Here is a 20650-nt window from a genome sequence, read left to right as displayed (position 1 = left end):
TTGATGCGCAACCACCCCAGCCCTAAGGTGACCCCCACGACAGCGAACCCGTGGAGTCACCATGACAACAACCAAGAATCCACCGCCGCAATGGTCGCGGCGGCGCGCCGAAAAGCAGCGCCGCCTTGACCGGGTCCGCCACCTCGCCGACGGCGTGGTGCTGCCCACCGAGCGTATCGTCGAAGCCCTGGAACTGCTGCTGGCTCCCGGCGACCGGGTAGTGCTCGAAGGCAACAACCAGAAGCAGGCCGACTTCCTTTCCCGCGCGCTGGCCAAGGTCGACCCTGGGCGCCTGCACGACCTGCACATGATCATGCCCAGCGTCAGCCGGGCCGAGCACCTGGACCTGTTCGAGCGTGGCATCGCCCGCAAGCTCGACTTCTCCTTCGCCGGCCCACAGAGCCTGCGCATTGGCCAACTGCTGGAAGACGGCCTGCTCGAAGTCGGTGCCATCCACACCTATATCGAGCTGTACTCGCGGCTGCTGGTCGACCTGATCCCCAACGTCACCCTGGTGGCTGGCTTCATGGCCGATCGCGACGGCAACCTGTTCACCGGCCCCAGCACCGAAGACACCCCGGCCTTGGTGGAGCCGGCTGCGTTCAGCGACGGCATCGTCATTGCCCAGGTCAACCAGCTGGTGGACCGCGTGGATGACCTGCCACGGGTCGATATCCCGGCATCCTGGGTCGATTTCGTGGTGGTTGCCGACCAGCCTTTCTATATAGAGCCGCTGTTCACCCGCGACCCGCGCCACATCAAGCCGGTGCATGTGCTGATGGCGATGATGGCCATTCGCGGCATCTACGAAAAGCACCAGGTGCAGTCGCTGAACCATGGCATTGGCTTCAACACCGCCGCCATCGAGCTGATCCTGCCCACCTATGGCGAATCCCTGGGCCTGAAGGGCAAGATCTGCCGCAACTGGACACTCAACCCGCACCCGACACTGATCCCGGCCATCGAGACCGGCTGGGTGGAAAGCGTGCACTGCTTCGGCACCGAACTGGGCATGGAGGACTATATCGCCCAGCGCCCGGACGTGTTCTTCACCGGTCGTGATGGTTCGCTGCGTTCCAACCGCATGATGTGCCAGCTGGCCGGGCAGTACGCCGTCGACCTGTTCATTGGCGCCACCCTGCAGGTGGATGGCGATGGCCATTCCTCGACCGTGACCCGCGGCCGCCTGGCCGGCTTCGGCGGTGCCCCGAACATGGGCCACGACCCCCGTGGCCGGCGCCATGCGACCCCGGCCTGGCTCGACATGACCGTGCCGGAAACAATGCTCGAACGCGGTCGCAAGCTGGTGGTGCAGATGGTCGAGACCTACCAGGAAGGCGGCAAGCCCACCTTCGTGGAAACCCTGGATGCCGTGGAAGTGGCCAGGAAAGCCGGCATGCCGCTGGCGCCGGTGATGATCTACGGCGACGACGTTACCCACCTGCTGACCGAGGAGGGCATTGCCTACCTGTACAAGGCCCGCAGCCTGGAAGAGCGCCAGCAGATGATCGCCGCCGTGGCCGGGGTTACCGCCATCGGCCTGCGGCACGACCCCAAGGACACGCAGCGCCTGCGCCAGCAGGGCCTGGTCGCCTTGCCCGAAGACCTCGGCATCCGCCGCACCGACGCCAGCCGCGAACTGCTGGCCGCGCGCAGCATCGCCGACCTGGTCGAATGGTCCGGCGGCCTCTACAACCCGCCTGCACGGTTCAGGAGCTGGTGATGAAAGCACTCGACTTGCAACCGCGTGGGATTCTTCGCGAGCACAGGAATAGTGATCCATTTGAAGATTGCGCGGTCCCTGTGGGAGCGGGCGTGCCCGCGAAGAGGCCAGCACAGGCAACCGAATTACCCCTGGCCGACCACCTGGCCGACCTGGCCGTGGAGGCCCTGATCGACGAAGCCGACCTGTCCCCCAAACCCGGCCTGGTCGACCGCCGTGGCAATGGCGCCCACCACGACATGACCCTGGCCCTGATGCATGCCTCGGCCCTGGCCCTGTGGCCATGCCTGCGCAACATGGCCGAAGCCGCCCAGGCCATCGGTACCCTCGGCCAGCCTCTGCGCGCCACCTTGGGCCAGCTCGGCCGCGAAGGCGAGGCGGCGATGCTGGCCGCGACCGGTGGGGTCAACACCCACCGCGGCGCAATCTGGGCCCTCGGCCTGCTGGTAGCATCCAAGGCCCTCGACACCCAGGCCGATACCAACACCCTGGCTGCCCGTGCCGGGCGCATCGCACTGTTCGACGACCCCGCCATGACCACCCAGGACAGCCATGGCCTGCAGGTACGCCGCCGCTATGGCACTGGCGGCGCCCGCGAACAGGCGCAACAAGGCTTCCCGGCGGTTATCGGTCACGGCCTGCCACAACTGCAGCGCAGCCGCGCCGCAGGTGCCAGCGAGCCCCACGCCCGGCTCGACGCGCTGCTGGCGATCATGGCCGTGCTCAACGATACCTGCGTGCTCTGGCGCAGCGGCCCGACCGGGCTGGCTGCCGTCCAGCACGGCGCCCGTACCGTGCTGAGCGAAGGCGGCAGCGCCACGCTGGCCGGGCGGCGGCAGCTGCGCCGGCTGGACCAGCACCTGCTTCAGCTGAATGCCTCACCGGGCGGCGCCGCCGATCTGCTGGCCGCCTGCCTGTTCCTCGACAAAGCCGGGAGCCTGTGACATGGAAACCCTGACCTTTCAATTCCCCGCCGCCGCCCCTGGGCGTGGCCGCACGCTGGTGGGCTGCGTCAGCTCCGGCGACCTTGAAGTGCTGATCGAGCCCGGCACCGCCGGCAGCCTGCAAATTCAGGTGGTGACTTCGGTCAACGGCAGCGCTGCCCGCTGGGCGCAGCTGTTTCAGCGCCTGTTCGAAGGCCGCACCTGGCCGGCCGTGAACATCGACATCCATGATTTTGGCGCCACCCCAGGCGTGGTGCGCCTGCGCCTGGAGCAAGGCTTCGAGGAGATCGCCCATGACTGATATCGCACGCTTGCTGCACAGCCGCAGCTTTGTCGAACTGGGTGCCCGCCAGCGCGCCCGCGCCGTGCTCGACCCGGGCAGCTTCCGTGAACTGCTGGGCCCGTTCGACCGGTTGATGTCACCGTGGCTGCCGCGCCAGGGCATCGTGCCCCAGGCCGATGATGGCGTGGTCATCGCCAAGGGCCTGCTGAACGGGCGCAACGCTGTGGTCGCTGCCATCGAAGGCAGTTTCCAGGGCGGTAGCATGGGCGAGGTGGGGGGGGCCAAGATCGCCGGTGCGCTGGAACTGGCCATCGAAGACAACCGCAACGGCATCCCCACCTGCGCCGTGCTGCTGCTGGAAACCGGCGGTGTACGCCTGCAGGAAGCCAACCTGGGCCTGGCGGCGATTGCCGAAATACAGGCGGCGATTGTCGAGCTGCGCGCCTGGCAGCCGGTGGTCGGCCTGGTCGCAGGTTCGGTCGGCTGTTTCGGCGGCATGTCCATCGCCGCTGGCCTTTGCAGCCACTTGCTGGTCACCCGCGAAGCCCGCGTGGGCCTCAACGGCCCGCAGGTAATCGAGCAGGAAGCGGGCGTCGGTGAATACGATGCCAAGGACCGCCCCTTCATCTGGAGCTTGACCGGCGGCGAGCAGCGCCACGCCAGCGGCCTGGTCGATGCCTGTGTGGCCGATGACATCGAGGCTTTGCGCGAACGCTTGCTGCAATTGCTCGACGAGCCTTCAAGGGATCGCGCCGGTCAACACGCCTGGTTCCTCGAACGCCTGGCCCGGCTGGGCGATGACTGCACGCAACTGGATGCCGCTGCCGTGCGTGACCTGTACCAAGGAGAAGCCAAATGAACCGTGCCTTGAACTGGCTGCCGGGCCTCGCCGGCGGGCAAGCCTTGCCCGGCTACCCCGCGTCGTTGTGGGTAATCGATGGCGAACTGGACAACCGCCTGGCGCGTTTCATCGCCGTGGTGCCGGACACCGACAACCCGTTCCCCCGGGCGCGCTCGGGCGAAGTCGGCCTGCTGGAAGGCTGGGGCCTGGCCAAGGCCGTGAGCGAAGCGGTCGAGGCTGACCGCCACGCTCAGAAGCGCGCCATCGTCGCGGTGATCGACGTGCCCAGTCAGGCCTATGGCCGCCGTGAGGAAGCTTTGGGGATTCATCAGGCGTTGGCCGCTGCGGTGCAGGCCTATGCCCAGGCACGGCTGGCCGGGCACCCGGTGATAGGCCTGCTGGTCGGCAAGGCCATGTCCGGTGCCTTCCTGGCCCACGGTTACCAGGCCCAGCGCCTGATCGCCCTGGATGATGCCGGGGTCATGGTGCACGCCATGGGCAAGGCGGCGGCAGCGCGCATCACCCTGCGCAGCGTCGAGCAACTGGAAGCCCTGGCCGCCGAGGTGCCGCCGATGGCCTACGACCTGGCCAGCTATGCCTCGCTGGGCCTGCTGTGGCGCCGCCTGACGGTGGACAACGCCGAGACGCCGAGCAGTGCCGACATCGCCCAGGTACGTGCCTGCCTGGCTGATGCGGTGCGCGACATCGGCAGCTCGAGCGACCTGTCGTCGCGGCTGGCGGGCGAAAACCGCAGCGCCTCGCGCCAGGTGCGCGAACAGCTGCGCCGCCAGTGGCAGGGCGCTTGAGATGAACGCGCCAAGGCCGCACGACCTGCTCTGGGGCATGCCCCTATCGGGCCTGCCTGCTGATGCGCCGCGTTGGGCGCAGGATGTGCTGCTGAGCGGCCAGCCGGTGGTGGTGCGCCGTGCCACCTGTGCGGACGGCTGGTTGGCGGTGGGGCTGCGTGGCCAGGGCAGGGCGCAGCGGTCGGGTGTACTGATGCGGCTGGCCGATATCCGGTGTCAGCAAGGCCCCGAAGCGCTGCGCTGGCAAGCTGAGAGCCCTTGGCCTGCATTGCAGGCCCTGGCCTCGGTCGCCCCGGTACTGGATGCCAGCGGCCTGGCCTGGGGGCCGACAGGTGGGGTGGGGTACCAGATCGCCACTGGTATGGAGGTGGTACACGCCGACAGCGACCTGGACTTGCTGCTGCGCACGCCACAACCGCTGGCCAGGGGGCAGGCGCGTGAGCTGCTGGATATCCTCGATTGCGCGCCTTGTCGTATCGACCTGCAACTGGAAACCCCGGCGGGCGCTGTCGCCTTGCGCGAGTGGGCCGGCTGCGCCCGCCGCGTACTGCTCAAGTCGGCCCATGGCCCACGCCTGGTCAGCGACCCATGGGCAGCGATGGAGCGTGCCGCATGAGCAGCCTGTTCGCCTTCCCCGGCCAGGGCGCCCAGCAGGTGGGCATGCTGCAGCGCCTGCCTGAGGGTGCCGGGCAATTGCTGGAAGAGGCCAGTGACACCCTCGGCCAGCAGGCCCTGGCGCTGGACAGCCAGCAGGCCCTGCAGACGACCCGTGCCGTGCAGCTGTGCCTGCTGCTGGCTGGCGTGGCCTGGGCGCGCTGGCTGATGCAGCGCAGCCCCGCGCCGGATTACGTGGCGGGCTTGTCGATTGGCGCCTACCCGGCGGCGGTCACCGCGGGCGCCCTGGGCTTTGCCGATGCCGTGCGCCTGGTTGCCCTGCGTGGCGAACTGATGCAGCGCGCCTATCCGCAAGGCTACGGCATGACCGCACTCAGCGGCCTGGACCTGGCCTGTGTCGAACGCTTGTTGAGCGATACGGGCGGCGAGGTGTATGTCGCCAACCTCAACAGCGACAACCAGATCGTCATCGCCGGCAGCGATGGTGCGATGGCTGCGGTTGCCGGCAGGGCACGCCGCCTGGGCCAGGGCGTTGCCCGGCGCCTGGCGGTCAGCGTGCCGTCGCATTGCCCGTTGCTGGATGGCCCGGCGGCCGAACTGGCCAGTGCCTTCGCCACGGTCGAGCTGCAGCGACCGCGTATCACCTACCTCAGCGGCAGCAGCGCTCGGCCGATATTCGACCCACAGCGTCTGCGCGACGACCTGGCCGGCAACATGGCGCGGGTGGTCGACTGGCGTGCTACGTTGCGCAACGCCTATGAGCGTGGCGTGCGCCTGCACCTGGAACTGCCGCCCGGCAACGTGCTCGGCGGGCTGGCCCGGCCGGTGTTCGAACAGGGCAGGGTGGTTGCTGTTGAAGGCACCCGCTGGGACACCCTGGATGCGCTGCTGCGCCAGGAGGTGGCCGACGAACGATGATGGCAACACCGCGGAGGATGGTGATCCCAGTGGGAGCGGGCGTGCCCGCGAAGCAGGCACCTCGGTGAATGGCACGGGCTTTGCCCGTGTTCGCGGGCACGCCCGCTCCCACAATGACCGCGAAAGCTGCACAAAAGTGTGTTTACGAAGAACAACAACAAGCAACTTCGACACTACCTGAGGACAACAACAATGATCATCTATGGTGTGGCACTGCTGGCGGTCTGCACGCTTGCCGGCGTCATCGTCGGCGACTTCCTGGGCGTGCTGCTGGGCGTCAAATCCAATGTGGGCGGGGTCGGCATCGCCATGATCCTGCTGATCTGCGCACGCCTGTACATGCACCGCAACGGCGGCATGAGCAAGGAATGCGAGTTTGGCGTGGGCTTCTGGGGCGCCATGTATATCCCCGTGGTAGTGGCCATGGCCGCCCAGCAGAACGTGGTCACCGCCCTGCACGGCGGGCCGGTGGCGCTGCTGGCGGCAGTGGGTGCGGTACTGGTGTGCGGTGCGACCATTGCCCTGATCAGCCGCAGCCACCGCGGCGAACCCCTGCCGGCAGTGGAGGCCGGCCCCGAACGCAATGTGCAGGCCGCCCCTGCAGGAGGGCGTTGATCATGTGGCCGATCATTGACAATGCCCTGGAACATAACGGTTTGATCACTGCCTTTGCGGTGGTGGGCGCGATCATGTGGTTGTCGGTGGTGCTGTCGAAGTACCTGACCTTCGGCCGCGTGCACGGCTCGGCCATCGCCATCGTCATCGGCCTGGTGCTGGCCTGGGTCGGCGGCACCATTACCGGTGGCCAGAAAGGCCTGGCCGACATGGCGCTGTTCTCCGGCATCGGCCTGATGGGCGGGGCCATGCTACGCGACTTCGCCATTGTCGCCACGGCCTTCGAGGTGCAGGCCACCGAGGCGCGCAGGGCCGGGATGATCGGCGCGGTGGCGCTGCTGCTCGGCACGGTGCTGCCGTTCATTGTCGGCGCTGCGGTGGCCTACGCCTTCGGTTACCGAGATGCGGTGAGCATGACCACCATTGGTGCGGGTGCGGTGACCTATATCGTCGGGCCGGTGACCGGGGCGGCGCTGGGGGCCAGCTCGGACGTGATGGCACTGTCGATTGCCACCGGGCTGATCAAGGCGATCCTGGTGATGGTGTTTACCCCGGTATCAGCGCGCCTGCTGGCGCTGGACAACCCACGTTCGGCGATGGTGTTCGGCGGGTTGGCGGGGACGGTGTCGGGGGTGACGGCCGGGCTGGCGGCGACCGACCGGCGCCTGGTGCCGTACGGGGCACTGACAGCCACCTTCCATACCGGGTTGGGCTGCCTGATGGGCCCGTCGATCCTGTACTTCTGCGTACGCGCCCTGGTTGGGTGACATCAATCCCCTGGACTGCGCAGACCCCTTGTAGGAGCGGCCTTGTGTCGCGATCGGGCCGCAACGCGGCCCCAGCGATATCCGCCTCGCAGCCAAGATCCTGGGGCCGCTGCGCGCCCCATCGCGACACAAGGCCGCTCCCACAGGTACAGCGATAACCTCGAAAGCAATGCTGTACCTGTGGGAGCTGGCTTGCCGGCGATGAGGCCAGCACAGGCAGAACCCTGAGCTTTAGCGCAAGGTATTCTTGGTCAGCTCAACTTCGTTCATCTCACGGATTGAAGGTGGCAGCCATACGTGGGGTGAGAAACCGAGGAGAATTGGTAAAGACTCGGCCAGGCAAAAGCCTGCCCACGTACGGCCACCATGACGGTGTTACCAAATCTACCCGTCGGGTTCTCACACCCGGTCGCCGGAGCGACCCGAAAACGTTATCCGTGAGGTGTTTCCCCGACAACAGCGATAGTTCGGCAGCGCGCGTAGGATAATTCCCAAGCGGGTCGTTTCTGGAGTATTTGGTTTCATGTTCAGAAATGTCTTACAGCCGCTAAAAACCTCGTGATGAACACCCGCAACCCACCCCCCGTTTCGGGGAAAGCCGCTGGGGAATCCTCCCCAATCTGTTTCGTTTGCCGCTGCAACCTACTGAAAATAAAAGCAATCCGCTCCTGGCATGCACCTTGCGTCAGCTCCACGCAGAGATCCTGTGTCCCGGAGGTGCAGCATGTCGATGCCACTCAAAGGCCCCATCCTGTCATCACTCGTTCTGGCCTTGCTCGGCTGGGAGTCGACCAGCGAAGCCGCCGTGCAGTGCCAGCGCACCCTGGTCGCCAACGTTGTGGCGCTGGACCAGCCACTGATGTTCAACCGCCTTGGCGCGCAAAACGCCAACGGCATGATGTTCGCACTGCGCGAGGATGTGGTGGACGACAAGATGGTCCCCCTCAGCAGCGGCGGGGCGGCGGTACCGGGCAAGGTCACCCTGCGCCCGGACAAGCGCCCGCGGCCCATCGTGCTGCGGGTGGCCGCCGGTGAATGCCTTACCGTCAACCTGACCAACCTGCTCGACTACAAGGCCAACCCCAACAAGGACGGCATCGAGGCCGAAGAGCCTGAGGGCGAAGAGGAGGGGCCGGAGCTCGAAAATGAAGCCGCCGAAGGCTTCGTCGCCGATGAACAGGTGGCCGAACGCATGGTCGGCTTCCAGGTCAACGGCATGCAGGCGGTCAACAGCATCGCCGACATTTCGGCCTACACCGGGCGTAACGGCAACTTCTTCGTCAGCCCCGGCAGCACCCGCAGCTATACCTTGTACGCCGAACGCGAAGGCGCGTTCGCCGCTACCAGCAAAGCCGCCACCTTCGGCGGCGAGGGCACTGCGGGCAACGTTGCCAACGGCCTGTTCGGCCAGGTAGTGGTAGTGCCCAAGCTCGGCCGCACCTACCGCAATACCCTCACCGAAGAAGAAATGCGCCTGGCCACCACCGGCCGCACCGCCACCGGCCAGCCGGTGATCGACTACGAAGCCCGTTACCCGCAAATGCAACCCTGGATCGCCGAGGGCAAGGCCGGCAAGCCGATCATTGCCATGGTCGACGGCAACCAGATCATCAACAGCGAAACCGATGCCATCGTCATGGGCCCCAACCCCGATGGCAGCTTCCCCAAATCCACCTACCCGCTGGAAAGCCTGGGCAAGCGCAACCCGGCGTTGCCCAACCGCCTGGAGGCGTTCCGCGACTTTGCCTCGCAGTTCGCCGACGAGGTCGCCGGCACCCAGGCGTTCCCTGGCTACTGGGCCGACCCGGTGATGGGCCACGTACTGGAACCCACCCGCGACTCGTTCATGATCAACTACGGTTCCGGTGGCATGGGCGCGGAAGTGGTGGCCAACCGCCTGGGCGTGGGGCCGATGCACGACTGCCTGTCGTGCGCCTATGAGGAGTTCTTCCTCAGTGCGCACACTGTCGGTGACGTCGGTACCCTGGTGGACGTGCCGGCCAACGTCGGCCTGGAGCACATTCGCCCTGGCGAGGTGCCACCGGCCAGCGCCGTCGGGGTCAAGGCCAGCATGGCCCTGTTCCCGGCGGAACCGGCCAACGTGCACCACAGCTACATTGGTGACTTCACCAAGTTCCGCAACACCCATAACGGCCATGAACAGCACATCTTCCACCTGCACGGCCACCAGTGGCTGTTCAACCCCAATGACGACAATTCCGACTACATCGATGCCCAGGGCATCGGCGCGGGGGTCGGCTACACCTACGAAATCGCCAACGGCGGTGCGGGCAACCGCAATCGGGTGGCGGGCGATGCCATTTACCATTGCCACTTCTACCCGCACTTCGCCCAGGGCATGTGGGCCATGTGGCGGGTGCACGACGTGTTCGAGGAAGGCACCCGCCTGGAAGTGAGCGGGCAGGGCGAGAACGGCTTCCACAGCACCCCGTTCGCCCTGCGCAGCGGCAAGCCGGCGGTTGGCGCGCGGGCCTTGCCCGATGGCGAGATCGTTGCGGGTACGCCGATCCCGGCCATCGTGCCGCTGCCCGGCAAGGCCATGGCGCCGATGCCAGGCAAGGTGGTGGTGGTACCGAAGCTGTCCGAAGAGCTGGTTGCCGCCAATGACGACGACGAGCCCGAAGAAGAAGAGGATGAAGAACCAGCCAACCAGGAGCCGGTTCGCAAGGCCATCGGCTCGCTGGCGCTGGTCGACCGCAGTGACGCCAACCGCAACGCCGACGGCACCTTGAAAAACCCTGGCTATCCGTTCTGGATCGGCGGCATGGAAAGCAGCGTGGGCAACCGCCCACCAACCCCGCCACTGGACATGCTCGACCCGGCCATGGCACGCCAGCTCAAGGAAAGCGGCAAGGCGCTGTGGGCCAACCTTGACCCGAACCAGGTCGATGGCTGGGATGGCGGCCTGGGGCGCCACGCGCTGGACGGCGTATCTGCCGGCGGCGAGGCCGAAACCACCACCACCAAGCTCGATTTCACCAAGGTGGTACACAAGGCCAAGCCCATCTACCTGCCGGAAGAGGGCACCGATGTCGAGCAGGCGGCCATGCAGTTCCACGCCCTGGCCGAACACCCAAGCTTCGCCCTGATGCCCGGCAGCCAGCCGGTGGCCAAGGCATTCCGCACCAACGGCGCCTTGCCGACTGCCGGCGCGCCGTTCTACGAGCCATGCATGGATGACCGGGGCAAACGCCTGACCCAATCTTCCGGGGTAGGCGAGTACTTCAGCGGCGAAAGCCTTTCGGGCCTGAACTTCCGGGGCTCCTCGGCCTTCACCGCCGACCACCCACGCATCTACAAGGGCGCCAACATCCAGTTCGACGCGGTGTACAACAAGGTCGGCTACCACTTCCCGCAGGCCCGCATCATCGCCCTGTGGGAGGACGCCTGGCCGGTGATCACCAAGCAGCGCCCGCCAGAGCCACTGGTGATGCGCATGAACACCTTCGACTGCACCATGTACCAGCACACCAACCTGATCCCGAACATCTACGAGATGGACGACTACCAGGTGCGCACCCCGACCGACGTGATCGGCCAGCACATCCACCTGCCCAAGTGGGACCTGACCGCCGCCGACGGCTCGGCCAACGGCTGGAACTACGAAGACGGCATCCTCTCGCCCGGCAGCGTGGTCGAGCGGGTGCAGGCCATTCGTGCCTACAACGGCTGCACCCAGGGCGATAGCCGCGACGGCACCGCCGCCTGCCCGCAAGCCCGGCAGCACCCATACTTCGGCCGCTTCGGCCGGGCCGACTGGCTGGGCGCACGCACGGCCATGCAGCGCTGGTTCGCCGACCCGCTGGTGAACGTGTACAACGTCGACCGTGGCCTGGGCACCATCTTCACCCACGACCACCTCGGCCCATCGACCCACCAGCAGCTTGGGCTGTATGCCACCGTACTGGCCGAACCGGCCAACTCCACCTGGTACCACGCCGAAACCGGCGAGAAGCTGTACAACCCGGCCACGCGCCAGGACGGTGGCCCGACCTCGTGGCAGGCGGTGATCCAGACCGGTGACCACGATGGCGACGGCAAGAACGACAGCTACCGCGAGTTCTTCCTGGAATACAGCGACTTCCAGCACGCCTACGAGGCTGGTGTGTACGTCGGCGCCGGGCCGGACGGCATCCCCAATGCCCAGTCGTACCCGGCCACCGCCGACAGCTTCCGCTACGCCATCAACCCGCCGGTGCGCGGCAAGGCGTCGAACCTGCTGGAGGCCATCGTCGAGGAACGCGGCGGCATCAACCCGGGCTGCCCAAGCCGGCCCTGCCCGCAGGCAATCTCGGTGGATGACCCGGGCATGTTCGTCGTGAACTACCGCAACGAGCCCCTGGCCCTGCGTGTGTACGACCCGAACAAGGTCGGCCCGGACGGCAAGCGTGGCATGCAGGCCGACGGCCTGGCCGGCGACCTCAGCTATGCCTTGCAAACCCGTACCGACCGGGCGATTCCGGCCATGAACCTGGCTCCGTCGGCGATTACTTCGGCCGTGGGCCCCACCGGCGGCACCACGCTGTTCCCGCCGCACATCAACGCGGCCGGCAGCGAACCGGGCGACCCGTTTACCCCGATGCTGCGCACCTACTCCGGTGACAACGTACGCCTGCGCATGCACGCCGGCGGCCATGAAGAGGAGCACAACGTCACCTTGCATGGCGTGAAGTGGCTGCAGAACGGCACCGGCTACGGCAACAGCTCCAACTCGGGCTGGAAGTCATCGCAGATGATCGGTATTTCCGAGCAACTGGGCTTCATGGCGCCGGTGTCGATGATCTCCAGTTCGGCGGCCACCAACGGTGACTACCTGTATTCCCTGGACGCGGCCCTGGAGGGCTACTGGAACGGCATCTGGGGCATCATGCGCAACTACACCGCGCAGCGTGCCGACCTGTTCCCGCTGCCCAACAACCCGCAGCCGGTGGCCATGCGCAACACCGTCAACTTCGACGGCATCTGCCCGAAAACCACGGCCAACCCCAACGGCATCGGCAGCCGCCCCACGGTCAAGCGCAGCTACGAAATCGTCGCGGCACTGGCCAACGACATTCTCGAGAACCGCAACGGCGTCAGCATCAATGACCCGGCCGGTGTCGGCCAGCATGTCGGCGGCCCGCTCAAGGCCAATGGCGGCACCCTGGTGTTCAACAGCCGCAAGACCGCCATCCCGCTGGTCAGTGGGGTAGACCCCGAAGATGGGGAACCCTTCACCATTGGTGGCCACAGCGCGCCGCTGCACGACCCGACCGCGATCCTGTACGTGCGCAAGGCCGACCTGGATGCCACCACCGGCAAGCTCAAGGCGGGCGTGCCCGTGGAGCCGCTGGTGCTGCGCGCCAACGCCGGCGAGTGCATCAGCATCACCCTGGAAAACCGCCTGCCGCTGGTGATGCCGGACCTGCCCAGCACTGCGGTGATGCACAACGTGGTCAAGCGTGACCGCTTCGACAGCGAGGGTGCCACCGCCTTTGCCAACAACCTGATGCGGCCGTCCAGCCACGTGGGCCTGCATGCCCAGCTGCTGGCCTACGACATCACCAAGTCCGATGGCGCCAACGTCGGCCTCAACCCGGTGCAGACCGTAGCCCCGCGTGCCGGCACCAGTGGCGCCTGGCCGACCCGTACCTACCAGTACTATGCCGGCCACCTGGAGCGTGAAGGCAAGCCGGTGTCGCAGCTGGGCCGCACGGTGGACAACATCAACACCACGGCCATCGAGTTCGGCGGCCTCAACCTGACCCCGTCGGACTTCATCAAGCAGCCGCAGAAAGGCCTGGTGGGTGCCATGAGCATCCTGCCACAGACCGCCACCTGGACCGAGGACACCGCAACACGGGCCCAGGCCACGGTCAAGGTCACCGGCCAGCCCGACTACCGCGACTTCGTCACGGTCTGGCAGCGTGCGCTGAACATGCGCTGGGCCGACGGCCGCCCGGTGGAGGGCATCAATACCGAAGGCAACGGCGCCGCCGGCGACCCGCAGGACAACGGCAACATGGCGGTCAACTACAAGACCGAACCCCTGTGGCTGCGCTTCGGCATGGCCCCCGACTCACCCTTCGGCCGCGCCGGTGGCCTGGGCTTTGGCGATGTGCCCAATGCCCACATGGCCTACGCCAACGCCCTGGTCGGTGGCGACCCGCAAACCCCGGTGCTGTACGCCACGCCCGGCCAGCCGGTGCGCAACCATATCGTCATGCCCAGTGGTGGCAGCCGCGGCATGGTCTACCAGCTGGATGGCCACTTGTGGCCGCTGCACAACTACCAGGCCGAGAAGAACGACGTGGACGGCTACCCGCTGAGCCTGCCTGGCATCGGCTCGGTGCGCTTCGGCTACAACCCGATGGCCATGTACATCGGTGCCCAGGAAAGCGTGCTGCCGGCCGCGCACTTCAGCTTCATGCTGCCCAGTGCCGGCGGCGCCAACGCGGTGGCGGGTGACTACCTGTTCCGCGACTACGCCGCCTACGGCAACCTCTCGGGGCTGTGGGGGATCTTGCGGGTGACCAATGAAGCGCCGCCGGCAACGGCACCGGCGCAGTGACGGTAAATGGGGGCGCGAAAATGAACAAGAAGACCCGCCTTGCATGCATGGGGGTAGCACTGGGGGCAGCGCTGATCGGCCTGGGCGTGGCCTATGAAAGCCTGTGGTGCGATCCGCGCGAGTATTTGCAGGGCTCTGCCGACCCGCAGGCCCCGCACCGGCTCAGCCGCGACGGTGTGACCGTGGAGTTCGAGGCCCGGCCGCTGGCGGGGGATCAGCTGCAGGAGGGCAGCTTCGCCAACATCCGTTTCAAGGTCAGCGACCAGGCCAGTGGCCAACCGCTGTCGGGCATGGCCCCGGGGGCGTGGCTCGACCCGACGCAGTCGGCCCCGGAGGGCGACCGCGACCAGAGCTGCAAGGCCCGTGTCGCGCTGTTCCTCAAAAGCAGCATTGGCGCGCGGCCTTTGCTCGACCTGAACAGTTACTTCCTGTTGATGATGAACAAGGACGCCAGCCTGACGGTGATCGACCCGACCGTATCGGTGGGCGGCGTGACCAGCACCATGGCCCGCATCGACCTGCCTGGGCGGCCCATGGACTGGGTAGCCACCGCTGACGACAGGCAGGTGTTCGTGTCCATTCCCGAGCGCGGCAAGGTCTCGGTGATCGACACCGAGACCTTCACCCGCGTGGCCGACCTGGACGCTGGCGACCAGCCGCTGCGCGTGGCCCTGCAACCGGACCAGCACCGGCTTTGGGTAGGCAACAACAGCAGCGACCCGGCCAAGGGCGGGGTAACGGTGATAGACGTACCGGGGCGCAACACCCTGAAAACCTTCAACACCGGCGGCGGCCACCACGAAATCGCCTTCAGTGGTGACTCCCGCTACGCCTATGTCAGCAACCGCGACAGCGGCACCCTGAGCGTGATCGACATCCCGGAAATGCGCCTGGCCAAGACCATCAAGGTTGGCCCGCACCCGCTGTCGGTCAGCTATTCGGCGTTGTCCCAGGCGGTGTACGTGGTCGATGGCGAGGAGGGCAGCGTGCGCGTGTTCGATGCCCGCAACCACCAACTACGCCACACGGTCCAGGCCGAGCAGGGCCTGGGGCCGATGCGTTTCAGCAGCGATGGCCGCTATGGCATCGTGCTCAACACCCTGGAGAACCAGGCCCTGGTGATCGACGCCAGTACCGACAAGCTGATCCACCGGATCCCGGTGGCGGCCGAACCGTATCAGCTGACTTTCACCAAGGGCTATGCCTACGTGCGCGGCCTGGCTTCACCGAAGGTGAGCATGATCAACCTGGCCAGCCTGGGCGAAGGGCGTTCGCCGATCATCCAGGGCTTCGAGGCCGGCCCGGCGGCGCCACGCCAGGCTGGCGACCTGCCACTGGCTCAGGGGCTGTCGGTGTCGCGCGATGACAATTCGGTGTTCGTGGTCAACCCGGTGGACAACACCACCTACTTCTACGCCGAAGGCATGAACGCACCGATGTCCGGCTACAACAACCGTGGCCACCAGGCCCGTGCCGCCATCGTCGTCGACCGCAGCCTGCGCGAACTGGCGCCGGGCGTGTATGGCTCGACGGTGAAGATGCCCGCCGCCGGCAAGTTCGACGTGGCCTTTTTGCTCAACCAGCCGCAGATCATCCACTGCTTCAGCACCGATGTGGTCGCAGCGCCGAATGCCGGCAAGCGCAAGGGCGCGCATGCCGAGTTCATCGGCCTGGAGCGGCCGTTGTCGCAGCACAGCGCTGTGACCGCACGGGTGCGCATCGTCGGCGACGACGGCCTGCCGCGCCTGGGCCTGAGCGACCTGAGCCTGCGCTACTTCCTGGCGCCTTCGTCGATGCCACGCAACCTGCAGCTGGAGGAGGTGGGCGAGGGCATCTATCAGGCGGCGCTGAGCCTGCCCGAAGCTGGTGCCTGGTACCTGCACGTGCAGTCGCCGTCGCTGGGGCGCAAGTTCGCCGAAGAAAACTACACCAGCCTGCGCGTGCTGCCGGCCGCAACGTCCACCGTTTCCGATAATGACGTGAGGAACCTGCGATGAACGCCAAGCATGCTTGCACACTGTTGGCCCTGAGCCTGGCTTTTGCCGGCAACCTGGCCCTGGCCCATGGCGGCCACGACCACAACGGCCACGCCGAACAGCCGCCGGCGGCGCGCCAGGAAAAGGCCAGCGTGCGCTTTGCCGATGTCTCGCTGCTGAACCAGGACGGCATGCCGGTACGCCTGGAAAAAGACCTGGTAGGCGACCACCTGGTGGTCATGGGCTTTATCTACACCAGCTGCGCCACGGTGTGCCCGGTGGTGTCGTCGATCATGGGCAAGGTCCAGCAGCAACTGGGTGGCCGGGTGGGGCAAGACATTCACCTGGTATCGATCAGCGTCGACCCGCAACGTGACGACGCCAAGCGCCTGCAGGACTACGCCAAGGCCTTCCAGAAGGGGCCGGGCTGGAGCTGGCTGACCGGCACGCCATATGCCATCAGCGAAACCCTCAAGGGCCTGGGCAGCTTCAGCGCCGACCTCAGCCAGCACCCGCCACTGATCCTGGTGGGGGACGGGCGCACCGGCCACTGGACGCGCTACTACGGCTTCACCGACCCGGCAGTGCTGATCGACGAAATCAACCGCCTAGGCGCCCGCCGGGTGCATGCCAAGAGCACGGCGATTGCCGACCATCACGAGGTGCAACCATGAGCCTGGTAAGCTCCCGCCGCGCAGGCATGCGCGGTTTTGACTGGCTGATGCTGGGTGGCTGCCTGTGGATCCTCGCCTCGGTGGCGTTCGCCCATGAAGGCCATGCCCCGCAGGCGCCAGAACCGCAGCCGGCACCGCAGGCGATGACCAGTGGCGGCGGTACCCGCGATGCCCAGGCCTGGTTCACCGACACTGTGCTCAAGGACCAGAATGGCCGCGAGCTGCGCTTCTACAGCGATGTGCTCAAGGACAAGGTGGTGATGCTCAACGTGATCTTCACCCATTGCACCGACGCCTGCCCGCTGATTACCCGCAAGTTGCGCGAAGTGCGCGAGACCATGGGGCCGCAGCTGGCCAGCCAGGTGACCTTCGTGTCGATCAGCAGCGACCCGCTCAATGACACCCCCGAAGTGCTCAAGGCGTTTGCCGGGAAGCAGGGCGTGGATGGGCCCAATTGGTTGTTCCTGACCGGTGACAAGGCCAATGTCGATTTGGTGCTCGGCCGCATCGGCCAGTTCCTGCCCAGCCCCGAGCAGCATTCGACACAGCTGATTGCCGGCGATGTGGCCGGCAAGCGCTGGAGCAAGATCCGCCCGGATGCACCGCCGGCGGCGATTGCCCAGCGCATGCAGTTGCTGGCACTGCCTTTGGCAGGGCGGTGAGTATCATGAATGCCTTTGCGGCCTTGTGCTGTTGCTGCCGGCCTCATCGCCGGCAAGCCGGCTCCCACAGGTATGCCACTGCCTTCAGGCACGCTGCGATCTCTGTGGGAGCTGGCTTGCCGGCGATGAGGCCTGAGCAGGCTGGAAAAGCCATGAGCACGATCCTGGTTGTGCTTTTGAGCCTGATGTTTTGTGCTCCGGCCTTTGCCCTGGACCTCAGCGCCAACGAACAAGCCGGCAAACACCTCTACCGCCAGGGCGTCTCCAGCAGCGACGCACAGCTGCAAGCCCGTGTCGGCGCCAGCGACATGACGGTCCCCGCCAGCGTGCTGCCCTGCGCCAGCTGCCACGGCAACGATGGCCGCGGCCGTGCCGAAGGGGGCGTACGCCCGCCCAGCCTCGACTGGCAGCGCCTGGCGCAAGGCCAGGGCGATCGCGAGGTCAACGGCCGCCGCTATCCGGCCTACACCGACAGCAGCCTGGCCCGGGCGATTCAGCACGGCGTCGACCCGGCAGGCAATCGCCTGGACCCGGCCATGCCGCGCTTCGAACTCACCTTGGCCGACCAGCGCAACCTCACGGCCTACCTCAAGCGCCTGACCCAGGAGCGCGACCCCGGCGTGGAGGAGGGCGTGCTGCGCCTGGGGACCTTGCTGCCGGCATCCGGCCCGCTGACCGAGGCCGGGCAGGTGGTGCGTGCGGTGCTGGAAGACGGCCTGACGCAACTCAACCAGCAGGGTGGCATCCACGGGCGACGCCTGGAGCTGGTGGTGCTCGACCCGGGATCCGACCCGGCCAGCGCCGAACGGGCGCTGAAGCAGTTGCTGGAGCAGGAGCAGGTGTTCGCCCTGATCGCGCCATTGGCACCCATGCTCGACCAGCGCCTGGCAACCTTGCTGGCGCCCCACAATGTACCGCTGATCGGCAGTACCCCACGCAGCGGCGGCAGCCCACAGATTTTTGACCCGTTGCCCGGCTTGCCCGCGCAATTGCTGAGCCTGGCCGGCCACGCCCGCGCGGCACTGGGGCTGGCTGCCAACGACCTGCGTGTGGTGTATGCCGGCAATGAACAAGCGGCGTTGGCCGAACAGGTGCGCGAACGCCTTCAGCAGCAGGGCTGGTCACCACCTGCGGCCCAGGCCTTTGCTGGCCAGGCCGTGGACGGGCAGGGCATTGTCTTCCTCGGCCGTGCCCAGGCCTTTGCCGAACTGGCTTCGGCGCTGCAGTCAGCCGGCCGCCAGCCATACCTGTTTGCCGCCTCCAGCCAGGTGACCGGCGCCGTGGCGCGCTTGCCCGAGTTTTGGTCGCAACGGGTGTTCCTGGCTTATCCCTACGTGCCTGGGGACTGGACCGAACAGGGCCAGGCGATTCTGGCCGGCCTGCAGCAGCGTCAGGGCCTCGACCCTCGCCAGGCGTCGTTGCAGGTCAACACCCTGTGCGCGCTGCGCCTGCTGAGTGAAGCGTTGAAGCAGACAGGTCGCGACACCAGCCGCGAGCAGCTGATTGCCGCGCTGGAAGGCCTGCATGATGTGTCCACCGGCCTGACCCCGGCCCTGGGTTTCGGCCCCGGTCGCCGCCAGGGCATGGCCGGTGCCCATGTGGTGGCGGTGGCCCTGCCCGGGCCGCGCTTCACCGCGGTCACCCCGTACCGGCCACTGCCGGACAGCCCTTGAGCGGAGGTTGCCATGCGCGTTCTGTTGTTGTGCCTGTTGCAGGTGCTGGCCAAGGCAAGCTGGGCCGATATGCCGGCGGCTCGGGTCAACGGTGTGGAGATCGAGACGATGCGCCTGGAGCGCTATTTCAGCGAATACCTGGACGCCCAGGGCCGCGCGGTGGCCAGCATCCGCAACCCGAACCTGTACCAGCGCCTGCGCGACCAGGCACTGAATGAACTGATCGACAAGGAGCTGTTGTGGCAGGAGGCCCAGCGCCGCGGCATAGCCATCAGCGACGAGCAGGTGTCGGCGCATGTGGGCGAGGTCGAGGCCGCGCTTGGCAGCCCGGCAATCTTTGAACGGCGGCTGGCGGAAGCGGGCTTCGATAGGGCACAGTACAATGAGTACACCCGGCGCGAGCTGGCCGCGCAGCAGGTGTATGCCCAGCTCAGCGCTGTCGCCGCGCCCAGCCAGGCCGAAGTGGAGGCATTCTACGATGCCAGCCTGGAAACCCTGCAAGGAGTGCAGAAACAAAATGACGAACCTTCGGTCATACGCGAACAGGGACTGGTTCAAGCCAGGGCCACGCTCATCGGGCAGCGGGAGGCGCAGGCGCGCCAGTCCGTGCGCCAACGTTTGCGTGCGTCCGCTATCGTGGAGATTGCCGACTGAGGTGACTGATGGCGTTTCCCCAATCATGGGGAATAACGATCTGGCAGTGTGCCATCAGTTTCCCCGCATGTGGGGAACCAGGCCGGTGCGCCTGCCCGCTGCGTTACGGATGTTGATCGGTACCCCCTGGCGAATCAATGACTTACAGTGGTGCAGCATGATTTTTCACGCCTGGCACGAAGCCTGCTCAAGCCTGTACAGGGGCGCACTTCGCAGACCGGGTTACCGGGCAGTTCTTGGGAGTCGACCTTGGTGAACAGAGTATTGGTAGTCGATGACGAACAGACTCTTGCGCAGAACCTGCAAGCGTACCTGCAGGCGCAAGGCCTGGAAGTTCATGTTGCCCACGACGGTGCCAGTGGTATCGAGCAGGCTGCAAGCCTGGCACCGCAAGTGATCGTGCTGGATTACCGCTTGCCCGACATGGAGGGTTTTCAGGTTCTGGAGACCGTACGCAGGAACAGGCAGTGCCACTTCGTGCTGATTACCGCCCACCCCACCGTCGAGGTGCGTGAGCGGGCCGCCGAACTGGGTGTGAGCCATGTCCTGTTCAAGCCGTTCCCGTTGGTGGAACTGGCCCGTGCAGTCTTCGACCTGATGGGCATCGAGCGCCGGCGCAGGGCCACGGACAACCCGGCTGAAGGGTTTGTCGAACGACGCCAGAACAGGAACGAATCGTTCCCCCTGCAGTTGTACGATGGAAGCTGGGTATTGGCCGACCGCCGCCGCAACGGCGCCAAGCCCCCGGGGCCCGACGACGATCAACTGCTCACAGGGGAATAGCGGCGCCCGCACCCCTGGCCGAGCCAGCCTGCGACGCGCCCCTGAGCGGAGTCGCAGGCCATGCCAGAAGCATTCGATGCAACCGTTACGGCCTTATCGCCGGCAAGCCAGCTCCCACAGGATTCGCGTTGCCTTCAGGATTGCG

General features: G+C 66.5%; 16 protein-coding genes. All 16 read left to right on the top strand.

Features of this window, described 5'->3' with window-relative positions:
• The first annotated feature begins 61 nt into the window (after positions 1 to 61).
• Positions 62 to 1723 (top strand): malonate decarboxylase subunit alpha, encoded by a 1662-nt coding sequence (gene mdcA, locus AC2T3R_RS14555; protein ID WP_015270609.1) that lies wholly within the window; start codon positions 62 to 64, stop codon positions 1721 to 1723.
• On the top strand, positions 1723 to 2667 hold the full coding sequence (locus tag AC2T3R_RS14550) for a triphosphoribosyl-dephospho-CoA synthase (protein WP_043935669.1): 945 nt from the start codon (positions 1723 to 1725) through the stop codon (positions 2665 to 2667). The genes mdcA and AC2T3R_RS14550 overlap by 1 nt, the downstream gene beginning before the upstream one ends.
• 1 nt (position 2668) lies before the next feature.
• The gene (locus AC2T3R_RS14545; RefSeq protein ID WP_024087234.1) at positions 2669 to 2968 is read left to right on the top strand and encodes a malonate decarboxylase subunit delta; all 300 of its coding nucleotides are present in this window, start codon (positions 2669 to 2671) and stop codon (positions 2966 to 2968) included.
• The gene (locus tag AC2T3R_RS14540) at positions 2961 to 3809 is read left to right on the top strand and encodes a biotin-independent malonate decarboxylase subunit beta (protein ID WP_486743838.1); all 849 of its coding nucleotides are present in this window, start codon (positions 2961 to 2963) and stop codon (positions 3807 to 3809) included. The genes AC2T3R_RS14545 and AC2T3R_RS14540 overlap by 8 nt, the downstream gene beginning before the upstream one ends.
• Positions 3806 to 4597 (top strand): biotin-independent malonate decarboxylase subunit gamma, encoded by a 792-nt coding sequence (gene mdcE / locus AC2T3R_RS14535; RefSeq protein WP_486743837.1) that lies wholly within the window; start codon positions 3806 to 3808, stop codon positions 4595 to 4597. Before AC2T3R_RS14540 ends, mdcE begins: the two co-directional genes overlap by 4 nt.
• Position 4598: 1 nt before the next feature.
• Positions 4599 to 5213 (top strand): malonate decarboxylase holo-ACP synthase, encoded by a 615-nt coding sequence (locus tag AC2T3R_RS14530; protein ID WP_486743836.1) that lies wholly within the window; start codon positions 4599 to 4601, stop codon positions 5211 to 5213.
• The gene (gene mdcH / locus AC2T3R_RS14525) at positions 5210 to 6130 is read left to right on the top strand and encodes a malonate decarboxylase subunit epsilon (protein ID WP_410953283.1); all 921 of its coding nucleotides are present in this window, start codon (positions 5210 to 5212) and stop codon (positions 6128 to 6130) included. The genes AC2T3R_RS14530 and mdcH overlap by 4 nt, the downstream gene beginning before the upstream one ends.
• A gap of 192 nt (positions 6131 to 6322) precedes the next feature.
• Positions 6323 to 6745 carry a malonate transporter subunit MadL gene (gene madL / locus AC2T3R_RS14520; protein WP_486743835.1) on the top strand — a complete coding sequence of 141 codons (423 nt, stop codon included), beginning with the start codon at positions 6323 to 6325 and terminating at the stop codon, positions 6743 to 6745.
• A gap of 2 nt (positions 6746 to 6747) precedes the next feature.
• Positions 6748 to 7512, top strand: a complete 765-nt coding sequence (gene madM, locus AC2T3R_RS14515) for a malonate transporter subunit MadM (protein WP_024087229.1) — start codon at positions 6748 to 6750, stop codon at positions 7510 to 7512.
• Positions 7513 to 8236: 724 nt separating this feature from the next.
• A complete protein-coding gene (gene mnxG, locus AC2T3R_RS14510; protein ID WP_486743834.1) occupies positions 8237 to 14083 on the top strand; it encodes a manganese-oxidizing multicopper oxidase MnxG in 5847 nt (1948 codons plus the stop codon).
• Between the two features lie 20 nt (positions 14084 to 14103).
• Positions 14104 to 16080 carry a cytochrome D1 domain-containing protein gene (locus AC2T3R_RS14505; RefSeq protein WP_486743833.1) on the top strand — a complete coding sequence of 659 codons (1977 nt, stop codon included), beginning with the start codon at positions 14104 to 14106 and terminating at the stop codon, positions 16078 to 16080.
• The gene (locus AC2T3R_RS14500; RefSeq protein WP_486743832.1) at positions 16077 to 16733 is read left to right on the top strand and encodes an SCO family protein; all 657 of its coding nucleotides are present in this window, start codon (positions 16077 to 16079) and stop codon (positions 16731 to 16733) included. The genes AC2T3R_RS14505 and AC2T3R_RS14500 overlap by 4 nt, the downstream gene beginning before the upstream one ends.
• Positions 16730 to 17395, top strand: coding sequence for an SCO family protein (locus AC2T3R_RS14495; protein ID WP_085720395.1), 666 nt, complete (start codon positions 16730 to 16732; stop codon positions 17393 to 17395). Before AC2T3R_RS14500 ends, AC2T3R_RS14495 begins: the two co-directional genes overlap by 4 nt.
• 152 nt (positions 17396 to 17547) lie before the next feature.
• Complete coding sequence (locus tag AC2T3R_RS14490; protein WP_486743831.1) at positions 17548 to 19068, top strand: cytochrome c/ABC transporter substrate-binding protein; 1521 nt, start codon at positions 17548 to 17550, stop codon at positions 19066 to 19068.
• A gap of 12 nt (positions 19069 to 19080) precedes the next feature.
• Positions 19081 to 19722 carry a SurA N-terminal domain-containing protein gene (locus AC2T3R_RS14485; protein ID WP_013972866.1) on the top strand — a complete coding sequence of 214 codons (642 nt, stop codon included), beginning with the start codon at positions 19081 to 19083 and terminating at the stop codon, positions 19720 to 19722.
• Positions 19723 to 19971: 249 nt separating this feature from the next.
• Positions 19972 to 20505 (top strand): response regulator, encoded by a 534-nt coding sequence (locus AC2T3R_RS14480; protein WP_031325917.1) that lies wholly within the window; start codon positions 19972 to 19974, stop codon positions 20503 to 20505.
• Positions 20506 to 20650 lie beyond the last annotated feature (145 nt).

The organism is Pseudomonas sp. PVC-5-1 (assembly GCF_057444345.1).
Note: the sequence above shows the minus strand (reverse complement) of the source record. Positions and strands in the feature narration are given on the sequence as shown.